Annotated in this window: 17 protein-coding genes; 3 read left to right on the top strand and 14 right to left on the bottom strand. The window is 65.9% G+C overall.

Features of this window, described 5'->3' with window-relative positions; all coding sequences use genetic code 11:
* Nucleotides 1–70: 70 nt before the first annotated feature.
* Nucleotides 71–1,324, bottom strand: coding sequence for an MFS transporter (locus NA2_RS11105; RefSeq protein ID WP_008596928.1), 1,254 nt, complete (start codon nt 1,322–1,324; stop codon nt 71–73).
* A gap of 230 nt (nt 1,325–1,554) precedes the next feature.
* A complete protein-coding gene (locus NA2_RS11110) occupies nt 1,555–1,749 on the bottom strand; it encodes a DUF1192 domain-containing protein (RefSeq protein ID WP_008596930.1) in 195 nt (64 codons plus the stop codon).
* A 146-nt stretch (nt 1,750–1,895) separates the two neighbouring features.
* Here NA2_RS11110 and NA2_RS11115 point away from each other — a divergent pair, with 146 nt between their 5' ends.
* Nucleotides 1,896–2,903: an NAD(P)H-quinone oxidoreductase gene (locus NA2_RS11115; RefSeq protein ID WP_192814175.1), complete on the top strand. Its 1,008-nt coding sequence runs from the start codon at nt 1,896–1,898 to the stop codon at nt 2,901–2,903.
* 59 nt (nt 2,904–2,962) lie between these two features.
* Here the strand turns inward: NA2_RS11115 and NA2_RS11120 are convergent, their stop codons facing one another.
* Nucleotides 2,963–5,161, bottom strand: coding sequence for an esterase-like activity of phytase family protein (locus NA2_RS11120; RefSeq protein ID WP_008596933.1), 2,199 nt, complete (start codon nt 5,159–5,161; stop codon nt 2,963–2,965).
* 322 nt (nt 5,162–5,483) lie between these two features.
* Here NA2_RS11120 and NA2_RS11125 point away from each other — a divergent pair, with 322 nt between their 5' ends.
* Nucleotides 5,484–6,188: a DUF1013 domain-containing protein gene (locus NA2_RS11125; RefSeq protein ID WP_008596934.1), complete on the top strand. Its 705-nt coding sequence runs from the start codon at nt 5,484–5,486 to the stop codon at nt 6,186–6,188.
* Nucleotides 6,189–6,407: 219 nt separating this feature from the next.
* Here NA2_RS11125 and NA2_RS11130 read toward each other — a convergent pair whose 3' ends face one another.
* From NA2_RS11130 to NA2_RS11145, 5 genes are all read right to left on the bottom strand, one after another.
* A complete protein-coding gene (locus NA2_RS11130) occupies nt 6,408–7,118 on the bottom strand; it encodes a helix-turn-helix transcriptional regulator (RefSeq protein WP_008596935.1) in 711 nt (236 codons plus the stop codon).
* A gap of 12 nt (nt 7,119–7,130) precedes the next feature.
* Nucleotides 7,131–7,505 (bottom strand): VOC family protein, encoded by a 375-nt coding sequence (locus NA2_RS11135; protein ID WP_040677571.1) that lies wholly within the window; start codon nt 7,503–7,505, stop codon nt 7,131–7,133.
* A gap of 189 nt (nt 7,506–7,694) precedes the next feature.
* On the bottom strand, nt 7,695–7,856 hold the full coding sequence (locus NA2_RS21940) for a hypothetical protein (protein WP_157188206.1): 162 nt from the start codon (nt 7,854–7,856) through the stop codon (nt 7,695–7,697).
* A gap of 61 nt (nt 7,857–7,917) precedes the next feature.
* Complete coding sequence (locus NA2_RS11140; RefSeq protein ID WP_008596937.1) at nt 7,918–8,712, bottom strand: SDR family NAD(P)-dependent oxidoreductase; 795 nt, start codon at nt 8,710–8,712, stop codon at nt 7,918–7,920.
* 87 nt (nt 8,713–8,799) lie between these two features.
* Nucleotides 8,800–10,701, bottom strand: coding sequence for a propionyl-CoA synthetase (locus NA2_RS11145; RefSeq protein WP_008596938.1), 1,902 nt, complete (start codon nt 10,699–10,701; stop codon nt 8,800–8,802).
* 152 nt (nt 10,702–10,853) lie between these two features.
* Between NA2_RS11145 and NA2_RS22170 the strand changes: the two genes are divergently transcribed.
* On the top strand, nt 10,854–11,015 hold the full coding sequence (locus NA2_RS22170) for a hypothetical protein (protein WP_086005964.1): 162 nt from the start codon (nt 10,854–10,856) through the stop codon (nt 11,013–11,015).
* An 88-nt stretch (nt 11,016–11,103) separates the two neighbouring features.
* Here the strand turns inward: NA2_RS22170 and NA2_RS11150 are convergent, their stop codons facing one another.
* The 6 genes from NA2_RS11150 to gap all read right to left on the bottom strand — a co-directional run bounded on the left by NA2_RS11150 (nt 11,104) and on the right by gap (nt 18,196).
* Nucleotides 11,104–12,126, bottom strand: a complete 1,023-nt coding sequence (locus NA2_RS11150) for a class I fructose-bisphosphate aldolase (RefSeq protein WP_008596941.1) — start codon at nt 12,124–12,126, stop codon at nt 11,104–11,106.
* A gap of 149 nt (nt 12,127–12,275) precedes the next feature.
* A complete protein-coding gene (locus NA2_RS11155; protein ID WP_008596943.1) occupies nt 12,276–13,478 on the bottom strand; it encodes a phosphoglycerate kinase in 1,203 nt (400 codons plus the stop codon).
* A gap of 179 nt (nt 13,479–13,657) precedes the next feature.
* Entirely contained in the window at nt 13,658–15,466 is a 1,809-nt protein-coding gene (locus NA2_RS11160) for a potassium/proton antiporter (RefSeq protein ID WP_008596945.1), read from the bottom strand.
* Nucleotides 15,467–15,608: 142 nt separating this feature from the next.
* Entirely contained in the window at nt 15,609–16,214 is a 606-nt protein-coding gene (locus NA2_RS11165) for a hypothetical protein (RefSeq protein WP_008596946.1), read from the bottom strand.
* Entirely contained in the window at nt 16,211–17,047 is an 837-nt protein-coding gene (locus NA2_RS11170) for a hypothetical protein (RefSeq protein ID WP_008596948.1), read from the bottom strand. The genes NA2_RS11165 and NA2_RS11170 overlap by 4 nt, the downstream gene beginning before the upstream one ends.
* Before the next feature lie 141 nt (nt 17,048–17,188).
* Nucleotides 17,189–18,196 carry a type I glyceraldehyde-3-phosphate dehydrogenase gene (gene gap / locus NA2_RS11175; RefSeq protein ID WP_008596949.1) on the bottom strand — a complete coding sequence of 336 codons (1,008 nt, stop codon included), beginning with the start codon at nt 18,194–18,196 and terminating at the stop codon, nt 17,189–17,191.
* Nucleotides 18,197–18,235: the final 39 nt, after the last annotated feature.

Genomic DNA, 18,235 nt, shown 5'->3' on the forward strand with positions numbered 1-18,235 from the left:
AGAAGCGGGTTCGGGCCAGAACGTCAGCGGTTCCTCCGGAGCCGCTGATGTTTTTCCGGCTCCGAAACAATCATTCCTCCGTCTCGCCATCCGTGTCGCTGCGCGGATCGAGCACCGCGGCCTGCGGGGTCGCGGCGCGCTCCGAGGGCAGCGTCTTGAACGCCTCGCGGTCCTCGACCGGCACGGGGGCGCGACGGGTGATGCGCAACAGCGTATAGGCGCCGAGCGCGAAATGCGCGAGCGCCGTGGTCAGGAACAGGCTTTCCGCGTCCATCCGCTCCATCAAGACGCCGCCGGCGAGCGGCCCGAGCATGGTTCCGAAACCGTAGAGGAACAGGAGACCGCTCGAGACCTTGACGAAGTCCTCGGGCGCGGCGTGGTCGTTGGCATGGGCGACGATGATCGAATACAGCGTATAGGCAAAGGCGCCGTAGACCGCCGTCATGACGATGACGACCGTGCCGCTGCGCGGGGCCGTCAGGAGAATGAGCAGGCCGATCAGCCCGGAGCCGAAGGCGGCGGCCGCGATAACGAAACGGCGGTCGATGCGGTCGGAGAGGCGTCCGGCGGGGAGCTGAAGGGCCGCGCCCGCCAGGACGGCCAGGCTCATCATCGTGGCGATCTGAAGGGTCGAGATGCCGATCTCGCCGCCATAGACCGCGCCGAGCGTGCCCCAGGCGCCGTTCGCCACGCCGATCAGGACGCAACCGACGAAGGCCACCGGCGAATTGGCGTAGAGGCCCTTGAGGTCGAGCGAGACCTCGGCCAGGGGCTGCGGGGTGACCGCCTTGGAGACGGCCGTCGGAATGAGGGCCAGGCAGAACAAGATGCCCGTGGTCATGAACAGAATGGTGTTCGACACGTCGCCGAAAGCCACGGCCATCTGGCCGGCGGTCAGGGCCGCGTAGGTGACCATCATGTAGATGCCGAAGACCGTGCCCCGGTTCTCGTTGGTCGATCTCTCGTTGAGCCAGCTCTCGATGACCATGAAGGCGCCGGCCATGATGAAGCCGGTGAAGACGCGCAGCACGATCCAGCCGACGGATTCGATCCACATGCCGCTCAGCAGTGCGATGATGGCGCCGAGCGCGGCGAAGGCGCCGAAGGCCCGCACATGGCCGGCGCGGCGGACAATGCGCGGACCGAGGAAGCAGCCGGCGACGAAGCCGATGGCCCATGCGGTGCCGAGCGCGCCCAGAGCCGCGGTCGAGAAGCCCTCCGCCTGGCCGCGCAGCGGCAGGAGCAGCCCGTGCAGGCCGGAGGCGGTCAGCAGAAACGCGGTTCCGCAGAGAAGGGCGACGATGGAGCCGAGGCGTGACAGCATGGGCAGGTTCCGCGTGGTGGTCGCTTTTCAGCCTGTGGCCGGCGGGCGATTGTTGTGGATTGCCTTCACCTACGTACGGGGCTCAAGCGTGATTCGTCCGGCAGAAGCCGAGTCGTCGTCTGACCGATGAAACGCACTATGCGCAAACAAGCAACGCGATGGTGGCAGAAATCCGCCGTCAAACGTCCGATTTGCGCATGGGACGCGCAAAGGACGCTGTAACACTTTGATCAGTCCCGGCGGAACAGGGCTTCTGCGGCGTTCTTGGTGGCGCCCTTGCTGGCGATCTCCTGCTCCAGCCGGGCGATTTCTTCCTTCATCCGGCCGATACGGCTGTGCAGCTCGTCCACGGAGAGCAGGGACAGGTCCTGGCCGATCCGGTGGCCGCTCCCGGGCTTCGCTTCCTCTTCGTCGAAGATGCTCATGGCGTTTCTCCCGTTGCCTCCCGCCTGCAAGACGATACATAACCATTGGCCAGATCGGCGCGGATCCGCTTCTTGCGGTTCCGTTCCCGCCAATTCCCCGTCCGGCGATGGTGCCGTGGGGCGGACCTCAAATCAACAGGGGCGTCATGAATCAGAAAGCACTTCCCGAGAAGATGACCGCCGTGGCGATTACCGAACCGGGCGGGCCGATGGTCCTGAAGCCGGAGCAGCGGGAGATGCTGCAGCCGGGCGAGGGAGAAATCCTGATCAGGGTGCGCGCCGCAGGGGTCAACCGGCCGGATGTCATCCAGCGCAAGGGACTGTACCCGCCGCCGCCCGGCGCCTCCGACCTGCCCGGCCTGGAAGCGGCGGGCGAGGTGGTCATGGTCGGCGAAGGGGTCAGGCGCTGGCACGTGGGCGACCGGGTCACGGCGCTGACGCCCGGCGGTGGCTACGCCGAATACTGCCTGACGCACGAAACCAACGCGCTGCCCGTGCCACATGGCTTCACCTTCACCGAAGCGGCGGCCATCCCGGAGACCTATTTTACCGTCTGGCACAACGTGTTCCAGCGGGGCGGACTGAAGGAGCGGGAAACGCTTCTCGTGCATGGTGGCTCGTCGGGCATCGGCACGACGGCGATCCAGCTCGGCACGGCGCTCGGCGCGCGGGTGATCGCGACCGCCGGTTCGGCGGAGAAATGCGCCGCCTGCACGGCGCTCGGCGCAGTGCGCGCGGTCAATTACCGCGAGGAGGATTTCGTCGAGGCGGTCCGGGAGGAGACGGACGGCAACGGCGCCGACGTCATCCTCGACATGATCGGCGGTGACTATATCGACCGCAACTACGCGGCGGCGGCGATGGACGGCCGCATCGTGCAGATCGCCTTCCTCAACGGCGCCAAGGCGACGGCGGATTTCTCGCAGGTGATGCGCAAGCGGCTGATCCACACCGGCTCGACGCTCAGGCCGCGTTCCGTGGCCTTCAAGGGACGCATCGCCACCGAGCTCGAGGCGCATATCTGGCCGCTTCTCGCCGCCCGCAAGATCGCTCCCGTGATGGACATGATCTTTCCGCTGAAGGAGGCCTGGCGGGCGCATGAGCGGATGGAGGAAGGCGCGCATATCGGCAAGATCGTTCTCGACGTTTCCTGAATGTGAAAACCCCGGCTTCGAGGAAGCCGGGGTTCTCCGCCCTGGGAGGCTGCGTCAGGTCAGTTCAGGGCGTCGAGCGGGCCGAGATTGACGAAGATCGTTTCGCCGGAGGAATCGTCGACGCCGTCATTGTCGGTGACGAAATAGGCCGTGCCACTCGCATCAATGGCGAAACCCTCAACCTTGTCGACCGCGTAGCCGTTGTTGGCCGAGACCATGTCGGCAAGGATGTCGCGCACGAGCACCTTCCCCACCACCGGCAGGTCGGAACCGAGTGCCGCCGGGCTGAAGCCTTTGAGCGAGACAGTGTAGAGCTTCTTGATCTTCGCCGCGGCGCCGATCTGGTTGTCGCGCTCGACGATGTAGAGCTTGCCGTTGTGCGCCGTGATCTCCGACAGGCCGACCCAGCCCCTTTCACCCGCATCGAGCGGATAGCGGACGGCCGACCATTCCTTTGCAGCGGGCTTGTAGGCGAGAAGCTTCACATGGCCCTTGGGGTCGTCCTTCCATTCGCGCTGAACGGCCATCACCAGCATCTGCTCGTCGCCCTCGCCGGTCACGGTGATGCCTTCCAGGCCGAAGCGGGTTTCGTGCGCCAGAAGCGCGGCAGGGAGGGCGATCTCCTTGCGGATGCGACCTTCGGCATCCACCTGGAACAGGGCATGCGGGGTCAGCTTGTCGCTGTTGCCTTCCGAGGCGAGCCAGAAGCCGCCCTTGCCGTCCGCCGCGATGCCCTCGAGGTCGAGCTTCTGGGCGGGCGCGCCGTCACGCGTCACGACAGTCTTGCGGGTGATGCGGGCCGGCTTCTGCGTTGCGTCGATGGCGAAGATGGCCGGCTGGTTGCCGTAGAAGGAGTCCGAGACGGCATGCAGCATGCCGGGCTCGATCGGGTCGGCGGCCAGGCCCGACAGCGCGCCCCAGCCGAGGGGGAGACCGGCCTCGTCGTCGACGGCGGCGATCGTCGGATAGACGGCAGCGCCTTCGCCAAGTTCATAGACCATGACATGCGAGCGCGCGCCGCCGTCTTCCGCCAGGTCGGTCTCGTTAGCGGTCACCAGAAGGTTGCGCCCGGGGATGGCGACGAGGCCTTCCGGGCCGATGCCCGACGGCAGGACCTGAACGAATTCGGGCGCCGCGCCCGTGTCGCGGTAGACGGCGATCAGGGAGGCGCGCTCGAGCGCGACGAAGATGTACTGCGTGTCGCCGAAGGTGGCGACTTCGAGGCCTTCCGGCTCGACGCCCTTGGCGTCCGAGCGCTTGTCGGGATAGTGGCCGACGGCGGCGGCACGGTGGTCGAGATCGGCGCCCGAATCGAACAGCACCTCGCCCTTCCTGCTGAAGATGGAGAAGCTGCGCGAGCCGCCCTCGTAATCGCCTTCGTTGGCGACGACGAAGCGGTCGTTGTCGAGCCATTTTACGGCGTCCGGCTCGCGCCTGAGATCGGCTGCCGCCTGGTCGAAGGCGATGGCGCCGTTGTCCAGCGTGTCGATCTTCTCCTGGCTGACCGTACCGGCGGAGAAGTGCTCGATCACCGCACCGGTCTTGGCCGAGACGATGGCGATGTGGTTGTTCTCCTGGAGGGTGACGGCAATCTCGCCGGCATCGTTGAAGGCGACGAATTCGGGTTCCGGATCCTCCGGCGCGATCGCGGCGAGGCCGGTCAGGGCGACGGTCTTCATGCTGCCGCAGTCGGGGGTTCCGTCCGTGAGCGTGAAGATCTTCAGGTCGCCGGCGGGCATCTGCGGGATGACGCCGTCATTCAGGTCCTCGTCGCGCTCGTTCTCGATGGCGACGGCAAGAAAACGGCCGTCATTGCTGACGGCAACCGAATCGGGCTGTCCGCCGAGGTCGCAGGACTTCTCGACCGCCTTCGAGGCCATGTCGATCACGACCAGGTTGCCGGAGGGTTTCGTATAGCTTTCGGAGGTATTGACCGCGGCGATGGCCTTCGTTCCGGCGACCGCCACGGAGGTCGGCTCGCCGTCGAGCGGTAATGAGTTGCCGGCCTTCGGCGCCTTCGGGTCGGCGATATCGACGAAGCCGACGCCGCCCAGCGGGCTATCGGAATAGATCAGCGTCATGCCGTCGGGGCTTGCCGCGATGATCTCGGATGAGGTTTCCGTCACCGCATCGGCGTCCGCCGGAAGATTTGCGGCGACCGGGAAGGTGGCGATGCGGTTGAACGTCTTGTCGGCATGCGCCGGCACGATGGCAGCCGCGCTGAACAGCAGGCTGAATAAGAAGGTTCGGTGTCCCATGTGGCAAGCTCCCTCGCGGCCCCCGCGGCGCTGCGCGTCCGGCCGGACGCGCGGTAACGCCGCATCGATTGACCCGGGCATCCTGCTCGAGCGGGACCGCGTCCCGGTCTCGGTCGATGCTCCGGAGGCGGCACCATCCGGAGCGTGCGTTTCAGGTGAATGACGTATCGATGACCGTATCGTGACAGTACACAGGGGCGGGCCTGCGCATTTTGTTGCGCGGCATGCCGATTTGAGTCTATAAAGCCCCATATTCCCAACATCGGTGGCAATGACCACCGCCTGCGCTAGGGACGCGGGCGAAGGAAGAGGATTCATATCTATGGCCAACACGCTTCTCATGCCCAAGGCCACCGCCGTGTGGCTGGTCGACAATACGGCGCTGACCTTCGAGCAGATCGCCGAGTTCTGCCGGCTTCATCCGCTCGAGGTGGGTGCGATCGCCGATGGCGACGCCGCGCAGGGCATCAAGGGCATGGACCCGGTGATGACCGGTCAGCTCACGCGCGAGGAAATCGCCCGCGGCGAGGGCAACCCCAATCACAAGCTGAAGCTCTCGGAACCGAAGGTTCGGGTCCCGGAGACCAAGCGCAAGGGGCCGCGCTACACGCCGCTGTCGAAGCGGCAGGACCGCCCCAATGCGATCCTGTGGCTGGTGCGCAATCATCCCGAGCTGAAGGACGCGCAGATCTCGCGTCTGGTCGGCACGACCAAGTCGACGATCGAGCAGATCCGCGAACGGACCCACTGGAACTCGGCCAATCTGGTGCCGATGGATCCGGTGACGCTCGGCCTGTGCTCGCAGATCGATCTCGATCTGGAAGTGCAGCGCGCCGCGCGCTACCTGCCGGCGGCGCCCGCCGGTGAGACGCTGCTGCCCGCCTCCCAGACGGAGGGGCTTTTGATCGAGGGCCTCGGCGGTTCCGACACGCCGCCGGAAGAAAAGGAGCTCGATGCCGACGCGGTGTTCGCGAAGCTGTCTTCGCTGAAATCGAAAGACGAGAACGAGGACGAAGACGAACACTGATCCGCTCCGCCGGCGCGTTTGCGGGCCGGCGAAACCACGTCATGCTTCGATTGCCTATCCAGCTCCGTGCGTCTTGCGAGACGCACGGAGCTGTCGTGTTTTGAACGAACCGTGCATCAGACCCGCTCAGTGCTTCACAGACACGCTGAGCAGGTCCATCTCTTTGTTTTTTCAGAATAAACGCTACAGGCGCACCGGAAAATCCGGTACGCCTCGGGATCAGCTCGCGTAGGCCCTGCCGATCATCGCCTCGTGCATCTCCATGCGGCGATAGAAATCGGCAAGCTGCTTGCCGCGCTCGAGGCGGAAGGTGCGCCCCGCCGGGCTGATCGTCGCGATGCGGTCGATGCGGAAGGTGCGGAAATCACCCCTGAGCTCGCACCAGGCGACGAGTGTCCAGACCTTGCCCCAGAACCACAGGCCCAGAGGGCGCACGTCGCGCTCCGAACCGCGCCCGGCCTCGTCGCGGTAATCGAGACGCAGCACCTCGCGCGCCTCGACGGCGCGTTCCAATGCGTCGATCGTCTGCCGGTCCATGTCGCTGACGACCCAGCGCGGCGAATGGATCTCGGTGCGGGCGATGCGGTCTCGTTCCTGCTCGGGCAGGACCGTGCCGATCTTGATCAGCGCTTCCTCCGCCGCGCGCGCCATGGCCGCGCCGCCGAAGGCGCGAACCATGCGTCCGCCCGCCACCAGCGCGACGATCTCGTCGCGGGTGAACATCAGCGGCGGCAGCTCGAAGCCCTCGCGCATCAGATAGCCGACGCCGGCCTCGCCATCGATCGGCACGCCGGTCGACTGCAGGTCGGCAATATCGCGATAGATCGTGCGCTCCGACACTTCGAGGCGTTCGCTCAGGAGACGCGCGGTCACCAGGCGTCCGCCCCGCAGGTGCTGGACGATTTGAAAAAGTCGGTCAGCGCGGCGCATGAATTACTTTCCTCACGCAAATAATCCGAAGCTGTTTCCGTCGGGGTCGAGACAATACACGAAACGGCCGGCAGGAATAGTGATAATGGGGGAGACCACTTCACCGCCATTTTCGGCGACGCGCTGCATGGCGTCTTCCAGCGGGGCCGAGACGGCGAGATGGATGGTCGGGCCGGTGCCAGCGGGTGCCGGCTTGCCGGGATAGATGTGCCCGGCAATCGCGTTCTTCGGGTCGCTGCTGGCGAAGACGGCGAAGGGATTGGGGCCATCCTCCTCCAGCCGGAGTTCGTTCTCTACCACGGCGGCATAGAATTTACGGGAACGGTCCATGTCGGTTACGGGGACCTCCGCCCAGACAACGGCGTTCAGCGGCAGAAAGTCGGACATGACGTGATTCTCCATTCGAGGTTTCGAGAATGGCACAGGGCTGCTGACAGCATTCTGTCAGGAGCGATGGCGGGATGCCGGCAGATGAGCCGGCTTTCTTGCAGAGACGCCGCTGCGCCAGGCTTTTCGGGGTGGTTCTCTCTCAGCGTTTATGCGGGCGTCAGGTGATTCACCTGACTGCGAAACCCTCTAATCCCGGTCGTCGCGCGGGTTGCTCCAACCGATGTCGCGTTGCAGTGCGGCGGGCAACTCACTCAGGACCCGCGCGGCGATGATGCGCCTGCGCCGATGTCTTCGGCGCTGAACCCAGCGCTGCAGCATGGAACGGAACTCGGTGTGGCCGGCTGTCATGGCGATTCGCCTCCTGATCGTGTCAGGAGGAGCATGCACCAGCGGTGCTGACAGCATACTGTCAGGAGGTTTCGGGGCGGATGTCCACGGTGTAGTTCAGGGGCAGGCGGCCGCCATCGGCATAGATGGTCTGGCCGGTGATGTAGCTGGCGTCGTCGGAGGCGAGGAAGGCGGCGATGGAGGCGATCTCCGCCGGCTCGCCGACACGCCCGAGCGGCGTGCGCGACAGAAGGCGGCTGCGCGAGGACTGGTCGGTGTTCACATTGGTCAGCATGTCGGTCATGATCGAGCCGGGTCCGATCGCGTTGACCCGTATGCCGTAGGGCGCAAGCGCCAGCGCCATGACACGGGTCAGCTGGCTGACCCCGCCCTTCGAAACGGTGTAGGCAAGCTGCTCGGGGATCGCCAGGACGGCGTTGATCGACGACATGTTGATGATCGTGCCCGCGGCGTCGCCCCGCTCGACCTTCTCCACCATGTAGCGGGCGACCGCCTGGCTGGCCAGGAAGGTTCCCTTCAGATTGGTCTCCAGGACCTGATCGAAATCCTCCTCGCGCAGGTCGAGGAAACCGGCCGCGTGGACGATGCCCGCATTGTTGACGAGGATGTCGACGTCGCCGAAGGCGTCGATGGTCTCCGCAAGGAGATTGTGCACGTCGAGCCGCTTGCCGATGTCCGCCTTGACGAAGCGGACATCGCCCAGCTTCTCCAGGTCCGGAAGCGCCTTCTGCCCCTTCTCGGCGTCGATGTCGGCGGTCATGACCCTGACGCCCTGCCGCAGGAAGCGCTCGGCGATGGCGTAGCCGATGCCGCCGGCAGCGCCCGTCACGATGGCCGTTTTTCCGTCGAGTGCCATGGTCCTGTCCTCATGCCGAAACCGGCCGGACCCTGCGCCGCCCCGCGCGGAAGGTCAAGGGCGGGCGCGCGTTTACGACGGGACCGTTCAGCCCGCAGGTTTCCGCAGGGCTTCGGCGATCTCCTCGAGGATCAGCGGATCGTCGATGGTGGCCGGCATGGTCCACTCCTCGTGATCGGCGATCTTCTGCATGGTCGCGCGCAGGATCTTGCCGGAGCGGGTTTTCGGCAGCCGCTTCACCGGGACCACGCGCTTGAAGGCGGCGACCGGGCCGATGCGCTCGCGCACCATGGCAACGAGTTCCTTCTCGATGGTCGCCATGTCGCCAGAGGCCTTGCCTTGCAGCACGACGAAGCCGCAGGGAACCTGGCCCTTCAGCGCATCGGCAACGCCGATCACTGCGCATTCGGCGACGGCGGGGTGCTCCGCCACCACTTCCTCCATGCCGCCGGTCGACAGCCGGTGGCCGGCGACATTGATGATGTCGTCCGTGCGGGCCATGATGAACAGATAGCTGTCCTCGTCGATCATGCCGGCATCGGCGGTCTTGTAGAAGCCCGGAAACTCGCGGAGATAGGCTTCCACAAAGCGCCTGTCGTCGTTCCAAAGGGTGGGCAGGGAGCCGGGCGCCAGAGGCAGCCGGACGACGACATTGCCGAGCTTTCCTGTCTCGACCTGGTGGCCGGCATCGTCGAGCACCTGCACGTCGTAGCCGGGCATGGGGACGCCCGGCGAGCCGTACTTGACCGGCAGCATGCCCAGGCCGACCGGGTTCTGGCTGATCGGCGCGCCGGTCTCGGTCTGCCACCAGTGGTCGATCACCGGCACGCCGAGGGTCCGTTCCGCCCATTTCACCGTGTCGGGGTCGGCGCGTTCGCCGGCGAGAAACAGCGTGCGGAAGCGCGACAGGTCGTGCGGCGGCAGCAGCGACGCGTCCGGGTCGGCGGTGCGGATGGCACGGAAGGCGGTGGGCGCCGTGAAGAGCGCGGCAACGCCATGCTCGGCGATGACGCGCCAGAACGTGCCCGCATCGGGCGTGCCGACCGGCTTGCCCTCGAACAGCACCGTGGCGCAGCCATGCAGGAGCGGCGCGTAGACGATGTAGGAATGGCCGACCACCCAGCCGACATCGGAGGCGGCCCAGAAGGTCTCGCCCGGCGCGATGCCGAACTCGTTGAACATCGACCATTTGAGCCGCACCATGTGGCCGCCATTGTCGCGCACGACGCCCTTCGGGCGGCCGGTCGTGCCGGAGGTGTAGAGGATGTAGAGCGGTTCGGTCGCCAGAACCGGCACGCAGGGCACCTTCCGCGCCTCGCGCCGCGCCGCGCCGACGAGCTCTGCATAGTCGTGGTCGCGTCCGGCGACCAGTTCACATCCCTGTTCCTCGCGTTGCAGGATCAGGCAGTTCTCCGGCTTGGCGGACGACAGGCGGATCGCCTCGTCGAGCAGCGGCTTGTAGGCGACAATCCGACCCGGCTCGACGCCGCAGGACGCCGAAACGATGGCCTTCGGGGCAGCGTCGTCGATGCGGGCGGCAAGCTCGCGGGCGGCGAAGCCGCCGAACACAACCGAATGCACCGCGCCGATGCGGGCGCAGGCGAGCATCGCGAACACCGCTTCCGGCACCATCGGCATGTAGATGACGACGCGGTCGCCCCTGCCGACGCCGAGGTCCTGGAGAACGGCGGCGAGCGCCGATACCTCTGTCTTCAGCTCCCCGTAGGTGTAGGTCCGCTTCCGCCCAGTGATTGGGCTGTCATAGATGAGGGCCGGCTGGTCCTTCCGTCCACCGTCAACATGCCGGTCGACCGCATTGAAGCAGGTGTTGCACGTCGCCCCGGAAAACCAGCGGCCGTAGATGCCTGCTTCGGGGTCGAACAGCTTCTCCCATGGACTGAACCAGTCGATCTCTTGCGCGGCCTCCTCCCAGAAGGCGCGCGGATCGTCCTGCCAGCTCCGATAGACCTCGCGGTAACGTGACTCCATCCCGCCTCCTCCCTGCGGTTCGTGTCCGTCTCCTCCCATTGATAGCGGATCAGGCACGGGGCGGTAAATCAGACTTGCGGGGGAGGCGGTGCTTTGACAGAGGGCCGGGCGAGCGGGCACAAGGGGAGACCTTTCCTGTTCAGGCCATGCCCATGACGAAAATACTGCTGTTGCTCATCCTGGTGATGATGGTTGCCCATCTCATCCGGCCGCTCGGCCTGCCGGGTCTCAGGAAGCGCAGCGACTTCTGGAAGCTGGCGCTGGTGGCGCTCGGCGCCGTCTCGCTGGTCATCCTGCTACGCGGCGGGGTGTAGTCCTTCCCCACTGTCACGGCAGCCCGGCAAGAAAAACGGCCCGCAAGCGGTGCCTGCGGGCCGGTTCGAGGTTCAAGACGGTGTCCGCTCAGGCGGCTTCGCGTTCTTTATTCCAGTCGCCCTTCGCTGCAAGGCCGTTCATCTTCGCGCGGTGCGCGAAGGCCTGCTGCGCGGCGGCGACGTTTTCCGGCTTGCCGCCCCACGCCTTCAGGCCGGCGGCCTGCAGGGCGCGGCCGTAGGAGAAGGTCAGCGCCCAGGGCATGTCGAAGCCGGCGTTCATGAGCGAAAGATGCGCCGTCGCTTCTTCGTCCGACTGGCCGCCGGAGAGGAAGGCGATGCCCGGCACCGCCGCAGGCACGGTGGCCTTCAGGCAGCGCACGGTCTTCTCGGCCACTTCCTCGCGCGACGCCTTGCGGGCGTTCTTGCCGTCGATGACCATGTTCGGCTTGAGGACCATGCCCTCCAGCGAGACGCGGGCGTCGTAGAGCTCGGCGAAAACGGTCTTCAGGACCCATTCGGTGACGTCGTAGCAGCGGTCGATCGAATGATCGCCCGGCTGGCCGTCCATCAGCACCTCAGGCTCGACGATCGGCACGATGCCGGCTTCCTGACAGAGCGCGGCGTAGCGCGCCAGCGCCTGGGCGTTCTGCTTGACCGCGCCCCAGCTCGGCAGGTCCTTCGAGATGGAGATCACGCCGCGCCACTTGGCGAAACGCGCGCCCAGCCCGTGATATTCGGCGAGCCGCTCGCGCAGGCCGTCGAGGCCTTCGGTGACAGTCTCCCCGGCGAAGCCGGCCAGCGGCTTGGCGCCGCCATCGACCTTGATGCCCGGCACGGCGCCGGCGGCCTTGATCAGATCGACCAGCGGCGTGCCGTCGGCAGCCTTCTGGCGCAGGGTCTCGTCGTAAAGGATGACGCCGGAGATGTGGTTCTTCATGGCGTCTTCGGCGCGGAACATCATCTCGCGATAGTCGCGGCGCGTGTCGGCGGTCGATTCCAGGCCGATCGTGTCGAAGCGCTTCTTGATCGTGCCGGAACTCTCGTCCGCCGCCAGAATCCCCTGTCCCGGGGTCACCATTGCGGCTGCAATATCCTCAAGCCGTTCGCTCATTTCAGGTCTCCTGTCTGTTCCTGTCGGGGCGCATAGCAGATGGCGCGAACAAACGGAATGCGGCCCCGGAAGCCCTAATCGATTGAAGTGACAGCCTGTTCACACATTGCTTAACGGCCGGGCTTAACGACCGGGTTTAACAGTCGGGCTCAACGACCGGTCGCAAGAGCCTCGACGCCCGGCAGCACCTTGCCTTCCATCCATTCGAGGAAGGCACCGCCGGCGGTCGAGACATAGGAGAATTCATCGGCGACGCCGGCATGGTTGAGGGCGGCCACCGTGTCGCCGCCACCGGCGACCGATACCAGCAGACCCTCGCCGGTGCGGTGCGCGGCGTGCCGCGCCGCGGCGACGGTGGCCGCGTCGAAAGGCGCGATTTCGAAGGCACCGAGCGGGCCGTTCCAGACGACCGTGTCGGCACGGTCGAGCCATTCATTGATCTTCACGACGCTCTGCGGGCCGACGTCGAGGATCATCCCATCGGCGGGCACGGCCTCGATGGCGACGATCTCGCTTTCGGCGCCGGCCTTGAACTCGCGGGCAACGACCGCATCGACCGGCAGGATGATGGCGCAGCCGCTCTCGGCGGCCTCGATCATGATCTGCTTGGCCGTGGGCGCCAGATCGTGCTCGCAGAGTGACTTGCCGACCTCCGTGCCGCGCGCGGCGAGGAAGGTGTTGGCCATGCCGCCGCCGATGACCAGCGCATCGACCTTCTTCACCAGGTTCATCAGCAGGTCGATCTTGGTCGAGACCTTGGCGCCGCCGACGATGGCGAGCACCGGGCGTGCCGGGTCGCCGAGACCCTTCTCGAGCGCCTCCAGCTCGGCCTGCATGGTGCGCCCGGCATAGGCGGGCAGCAGATGCGCCAGGCCTTCGGTGGAGGCATGCGCCCGGTGGGCGGCGGAGAAGGCGTCGTTGACATAGATGTCGCCATTGGCCGCCAGCGCCCTGGCGAAGTCCCGGTCGTTCTTCTCCTCGCCGGCATGGAAGCGGGTGTTCTCCAGGAGCAGGATGTCGCCATCGGCCATCTCGGCCACGGCATTCGCAGCCGCATCGCCGATGCAGTCGGCGGCAAAGTGGATGCGCCGGTCGAGCGTCGTCTCGGCGGCGAAGGCGATGGGCTGGAGCGAGGCGGCCGGATCGGGCTTGCCCTTGGGGCGGCCGAAATGCGCGAGCAGGATGACCTTCGCGCCCTTGTCGGAGAGTTCCGTCAGGGTCGGCGCGATGCGCTCGATGCGGGTCGCGTCGGTGACCTGGCCGTCCTTCATCGGAACGTTCAGGTCGACGCGGACCAGCACGCGCTTGCCGGCAATGTCATTCAGATCGTCGAGTGTCTTGAAATCCGGCATGTCGCGCTTTCGCCTCCATAGAGCGTTTTGCAGTCAGGTGGAATCACCTGACGCCCGCATAAACGCGGAAGAACAAAGTGATTGGCTCGCTCTGCGTTTCCGGGAAACGTAGAGCGAGTTCGGAAAAATCGTTGGCGACCATACAGCGCGCCGCGCCGGACGCAAGGTGCGGCGGCACCTTACCCCGGCGTGCCGTTCGTGCCGCGGCGGAACAGCCGGCGCAGGAGATCGCCGGGGCTGAGGAACATCGGCACGCGGACGGTGCTTGCCGGCGGTTCCAGCGACAGGCCGATGGCCGTGATCTTCCCGTCTTCATCGACGTCGCGGACGATCAGTTCGATCGAGCCGAGCGTGGCGCGGTCGCCGTATTCGGCGCGCCCGCCCAGCCGGCCGCGCACGAGGTCGGCAATCGTCATCTGCTGCTCTTCCTCGCTCAGGCCCGGAGCATAGGCCGCCTCGATGTCGGACGCGGGCCGGTCGGGATCGACCGCGAAGGCGCCGAAGAACTCGGCGTCCTCCGGGTCCATGGCGACGGGGCTGGCGAACAGCCGGTCGAGCAGGCGCGGATAGCGGTCCGGCACGAAGATGTAGACGTGATCGCCAGCGGAAAGCCGGCCGGCATACTGGTAGGTCATCGAGCGTCCGTCGCGCACGACGAGCGACGGTTTCGCCCAGCGGGGAATGCGTTGACCGCGCTCCACCGGGCTGCCGGCGACGACGCGGTAGGCGAGCAGTTCGTGGCGCGCCGAACCCGGCAGTTCGAGTTCCACCTTGTTGAGCGGCCCCATGCGGGGCGGCAGTGTCAGCGCGAGGCGACGGGCCAGCGGCCCCACGCTCCAGCCCTGAACGACGAGCGACACGAGCACGATGATGAACACGATGTTGAACAACGGCCGGCCGTTCTCCAGCCCGTCGATCAGCGGCGTGATCGCCAGCAGGATCGACACCGCGCCGCGCAGGCCGACCCAGGAGATGAATGCGTTCTCGGCGGGGGCGAAGCGGAAGGGCAGCAGGCAGAGCATCACGGCAAGCGGCCGGGCGACGAAGATCAGGAACAGGCCGATGAACAGCGCCGGCAGGGCGATCGCTGCGAACTGCGAAGGGGTGGCGAACAGGCCGAGCACGAGGAACATGATGATCTGCGCCAGCCAGGTCACGCCGTCCTGGAAACGCTTCAGCAGAGCGGTCGAGCGCAGGCGGGCGCTGCCGGCGATCAGGCCCGCCACATAGACGGCGAGGAAGCCGGAGCCGCCCATGGCGCCGGCCAGCGCGAAGACCAGCAGCGACAGCGCCAGGACGAAGATCGGCAGCAGGCCCTGCTCCAGCTTCAGCCACATCACCAGCCGCACGATGGCGTAGCCGCCGAGGACGCCGGCAACGAGGCCGATGCCCATCTGCTGGAGAAAACCGAGCGCGATGTCGGTGGCCAGCGTGTCGGCCTGGAGCGCTTCGCCGCTGCTGATCAGGCTGACCAGCGACAGGGTGAGGAAGATGGCGATCGGGTCGTTCGAGCCGGACTCCACCTCCAGCGTCGAGCGGACGCGCTCGCGCACGGAGATGTTGCCGACACGCAGGAGGAAGAACACGGCGGCGGCATCGGTGGAGGCGACGGTGGCGCCCAGGAGGAAGGCCTCGAGCCAGGTGAAGTCGGTGACGTAGTAGGTGGCGACGCCGACCAGACCGGCCGTCATCACAACCCCGATGGTCGCCAGCACCAGCGCGGGCGCGGCGGCCTGGCGAAACGAGCTGAAGGAGGTGCCGAAGCCCGAATCGAAGAGGATGACCGCCAGCGCCAGCGAGCCGATGAAATAGGCGAGCGCCGCGTTGTCGAAATCGAGGCCCAGCCCGTCGGTGCCGGCGGCCAGGCCGATGCCCAGGAAGATGAGAAGCAGTGGGGCACCGAAGCGGAAGGCGATCAGGCTCGAAAACGCGGCAAAGAGCACGAGCGCCGTGCCCACCAGCGTAATGAGATATATGCCCTGATCCATCCGCCTCTCGATCGTGCTGCAGCGCCACAAGTCGCTGTTCTTTTTATAAAAGATGCGGCGGAAGTGAGATGCAAGGGCGAGGCGGAAAGAAAAACGCCCGGCGCGTCATCGCCGGGCGTTTTCACAGAACCGCAGTGCCCGGTCAGTGCAGCTTGATCACCGCCGGAACCCTGCCGTTGTCGGCCCGGTCGTCGAACCGGATAAAGCCGGCAAAGACGTTGTCGCTGGTCAGATGGAACTCGCCCAGCAGGTCGTTGAAGTTCATCTCGATCTTGTCGCCCTTCACGAAGAGCGACGTGGCCGTCCAGCAATTGTCGGTGCTGTTGAAGCTGATGCAGCCATGCTGCGGGGACTTGAACCGTGCCTCGCGCGACCACAGGCCCGAGAGGCCCTGAACGATCTTCTTGTCGGTCGCGGAGGCGTTGCTGTCGATCACCAGCTCGATGTCCACCCGGGTCTTCGACATCATGCTGGTGAAGGCGATCTGCTCACGCACCAGCGGATCCTTGGCCGCCGCGATGCCTTCGCGGATCGCATAGGCGCGGATCGTCGGATTGTCGGAGCAGGACAGTTCCTCGAAGGCGAAGAGACGGTCCAGCGGGTCGGCGCCCGCCTCGACGAGCTTGTCGCGATACTCCTTCATCTCGGCGGTGGACAGGTTCTTGTACTGCTCGCATGCCTGTGCGCCTGCCGCACTCAACAGTACGCCAAGCGCAGCCAGTGTCAGCTGCTTGAAACTCTTCTTCATGCCCTCTTGCCCTCTGCTACGGAAATGATCATTCGTCTGGCCGTGCCAGTGGTCTCTACCGTGCCGATGGCGACCGTGCAGCCGGTCCAGAGTTCGACCGGCGCCTTCAGCGGCAGAATTTTCTCGAAACCCCGGAACCCCGCTCCGGGAACGCTTCTGTTCCGGCTCTTCAGGAGAATTTCGGATCCGGCGCCATCAACGATGAGCTCCGCCGAGAATCCCTTGTGCCCGCACAGATCGAATGTCTGCGCCTCGAAAACGCCGAATACCCTGGCCTCGTCGAGGCCGGGGTCCTCCGGCCGGCGCGCCTCTTCCCCGGGGGGCGCGACGGGAGCCGGCTCGGGCTGCGCGGTTGCCGTGGCGGGGGGCGCTGCAGGCCGGCCGGCTTCGGACATGGCGTCCGGTGCGGCCGGTGGAAGCACGGCTTCCGTGGCGACTGCGGCAACCTCCTCCTCGCGGGGGGCTTCGACAACCATCGATCCCGAGGCCGGTTCCTCCGGCGCGGCGGCGACCGGCTGCGTCTCGGATTGGGATCTCTGGGACTGGGACGTCGGGGGCTGGGGCGCGGGAGCGGCCTGACGCCGTTCCGCCTCCTCGGCGCGGCGCGCGATCTCCTCGAGCTTCCGGTTCAGGTTGGCGACCGCGTCGGTGCTCCTGTCGATGGCCTCGACGCTCTTGGAAAGGTACTCGGTCTGCTGCCGGTCCAGCTCGGCGCGAGCCTTGTTCTCGCTGCTGTTCCACCAATCCTGAAAGATGGACTGGGTAACCATCAGGGCTACCGATCCGAGCGCGGTGACGATTGCCGACGCCTTCAGCCAGTTGCGCAACGCCACCCTTATTCTCCCCAAGTCAGCCCTTGCGGAATTCAGCACAGGAAGGTGCGGGGTTCAACCTTGGAAAGAAGATCTGGCAGAAATGAAAAACCCCCCGCTGGTGCAGCGGGGGGTGGAAACGCTTTTCTTCTTGGGACGGGGTCAGATCGTCTTGCCGAAGGCAATCGCCGTGTCGGCCATCCGGTTCGAGAAACCCCATTCATTGTCGTACCAGGACATGACGCGGACCAGATCGCCTTCGATGACCTTGGTCTGGTCGAGGGCGAAGGTCGAGGATGCCGGGTTGTGGTTCATGTCGATCGAGACGAGCGGCTCATTGGTGTAGGCGAGGATGCCCTTCAGCTTGCCATCGGCTGCGGCGACCAGCGCGTTGTTGATCTCCTCCACGGTGACCTTGCGCTTCGGCACGAACTTGAAGTCGATGACCGAGACGTTCGGGGTCGGCACGCGGATCGAGACGCCGTCGAGCTTGCCGTTGAGTTCCGGCAGCACGAGACCGACCGCCTTGGCCGCACCCGTCGAGGTGGGGATCATCGACATCGCGGCCGCGCGGGCGCGATAGAGGTCCTTGTGCATCGTGTCGAGCGTCGGCTGGTCACCCGTATAGGCATGGATCGTCGTCATGAAGCCCTTCTCGATGCCGAAGGCGTCGTTCAGGACCATGGCGACCGGCGCCAGGCAATTGGTGGTGCAGGAGGCGTTGGAGACGACCAGATGCTCCTTGGCGATCTTGTCGTGGTTGACGCCATAGACGACCGTCAGGTCGGCGCCCGAGGCCGGCGCGGAGACCAGCACGCGCTTGGCGCCTGCCTGGAGATGCAGGGATGCCTTCTCCTTCGAGGTGAAGATGCCGGTGCATTCCATGACGATGTCGACGCCCAGCTCGCCCCAGGGCAGCTTGGCCGGATCGCGCTCGGCGAAGACCTTGAACGTATCGGTGCCGATGCTGATCGTGTCGCCATCGACCTTCACCTCGGAAGGGAAGCGGCCATGCACGCTGTCGTAGCGCAAGAGGTGGGCGTTGGTCTCGACCGGGCCGAGATCGTTGATGGCGACAACGTCGATGTCCTTGCGGCCCGATTCATAGATGGCGCGGACGATGTTGCGGCCGATGCGGCCAAATCCGTTGATGGCTATTTTGACGGTCATGAATTTCCTCCGCGGAGTGGGTGGCCGTGCGCGCGCACG

Source organism: Nitratireductor pacificus pht-3B (assembly GCF_000300335.1).
In the GTDB taxonomy this organism is placed as follows: Bacteria; Pseudomonadota; Alphaproteobacteria; order Rhizobiales; family Rhizobiaceae; genus Nitratireductor; species Nitratireductor pacificus.

Coding starts and splice junctions, on each gene's coding strand:
- NA2_RS11105 (WP_008596928.1), bottom strand. CDS start 1,324: ATGCTGTCACGCCTCGGCTCCATCGTCGCCCTTCTCTGCGGAACCGCG.
- NA2_RS11110 (WP_008596930.1), bottom strand. CDS start 1,749: ATGAGCATCTTCGACGAAGAGGAAGCGAAGCCCGGGAGCGGCCACCGG.
- NA2_RS11115 (WP_192814175.1), top strand. CDS start 1,896: ATGAATCAGAAAGCACTTCCCGAGAAGATGACCGCCGTGGCGATTACC.
- NA2_RS11120 (WP_008596933.1), bottom strand. CDS start 5,161: ATGGGACACCGAACCTTCTTATTCAGCCTGCTGTTCAGCGCGGCTGCC.
- NA2_RS11125 (WP_008596934.1), top strand. CDS start 5,484: ATGGCCAACACGCTTCTCATGCCCAAGGCCACCGCCGTGTGGCTGGTC.
- NA2_RS11130 (WP_008596935.1), bottom strand. CDS start 7,118: ATGCGCCGCGCTGACCGACTTTTTCAAATCGTCCAGCACCTGCGGGGC.
- NA2_RS11135 (WP_040677571.1), bottom strand. CDS start 7,505: ATGTCCGACTTTCTGCCGCTGAACGCCGTTGTCTGGGCGGAGGTCCCC.
- NA2_RS21940 (WP_157188206.1), bottom strand. CDS start 7,856: ATGACAGCCGGCCACACCGAGTTCCGTTCCATGCTGCAGCGCTGGGTT.
- NA2_RS11140 (WP_008596937.1), bottom strand. CDS start 8,712: ATGGCACTCGACGGAAAAACGGCCATCGTGACGGGCGCTGCCGGCGGC.
- NA2_RS11145 (WP_008596938.1), bottom strand. CDS start 10,701: ATGGAGTCACGTTACCGCGAGGTCTATCGGAGCTGGCAGGACGATCCG.
- NA2_RS22170 (WP_086005964.1), top strand. CDS start 10,854: ATGACGAAAATACTGCTGTTGCTCATCCTGGTGATGATGGTTGCCCAT.
- NA2_RS11150 (WP_008596941.1), bottom strand. CDS start 12,126: ATGAGCGAACGGCTTGAGGATATTGCAGCCGCAATGGTGACCCCGGGA.
- NA2_RS11155 (WP_008596943.1), bottom strand. CDS start 13,478: ATGCCGGATTTCAAGACACTCGACGATCTGAATGACATTGCCGGCAAG.
- NA2_RS11160 (WP_008596945.1), bottom strand. CDS start 15,466: ATGGATCAGGGCATATATCTCATTACGCTGGTGGGCACGGCGCTCGTG.
- NA2_RS11165 (WP_008596946.1), bottom strand. CDS start 16,214: ATGAAGAAGAGTTTCAAGCAGCTGACACTGGCTGCGCTTGGCGTACTG.
- gap (WP_008596949.1), bottom strand. CDS start 18,196: ATGACCGTCAAAATAGCCATCAACGGATTTGGCCGCATCGGCCGCAAC.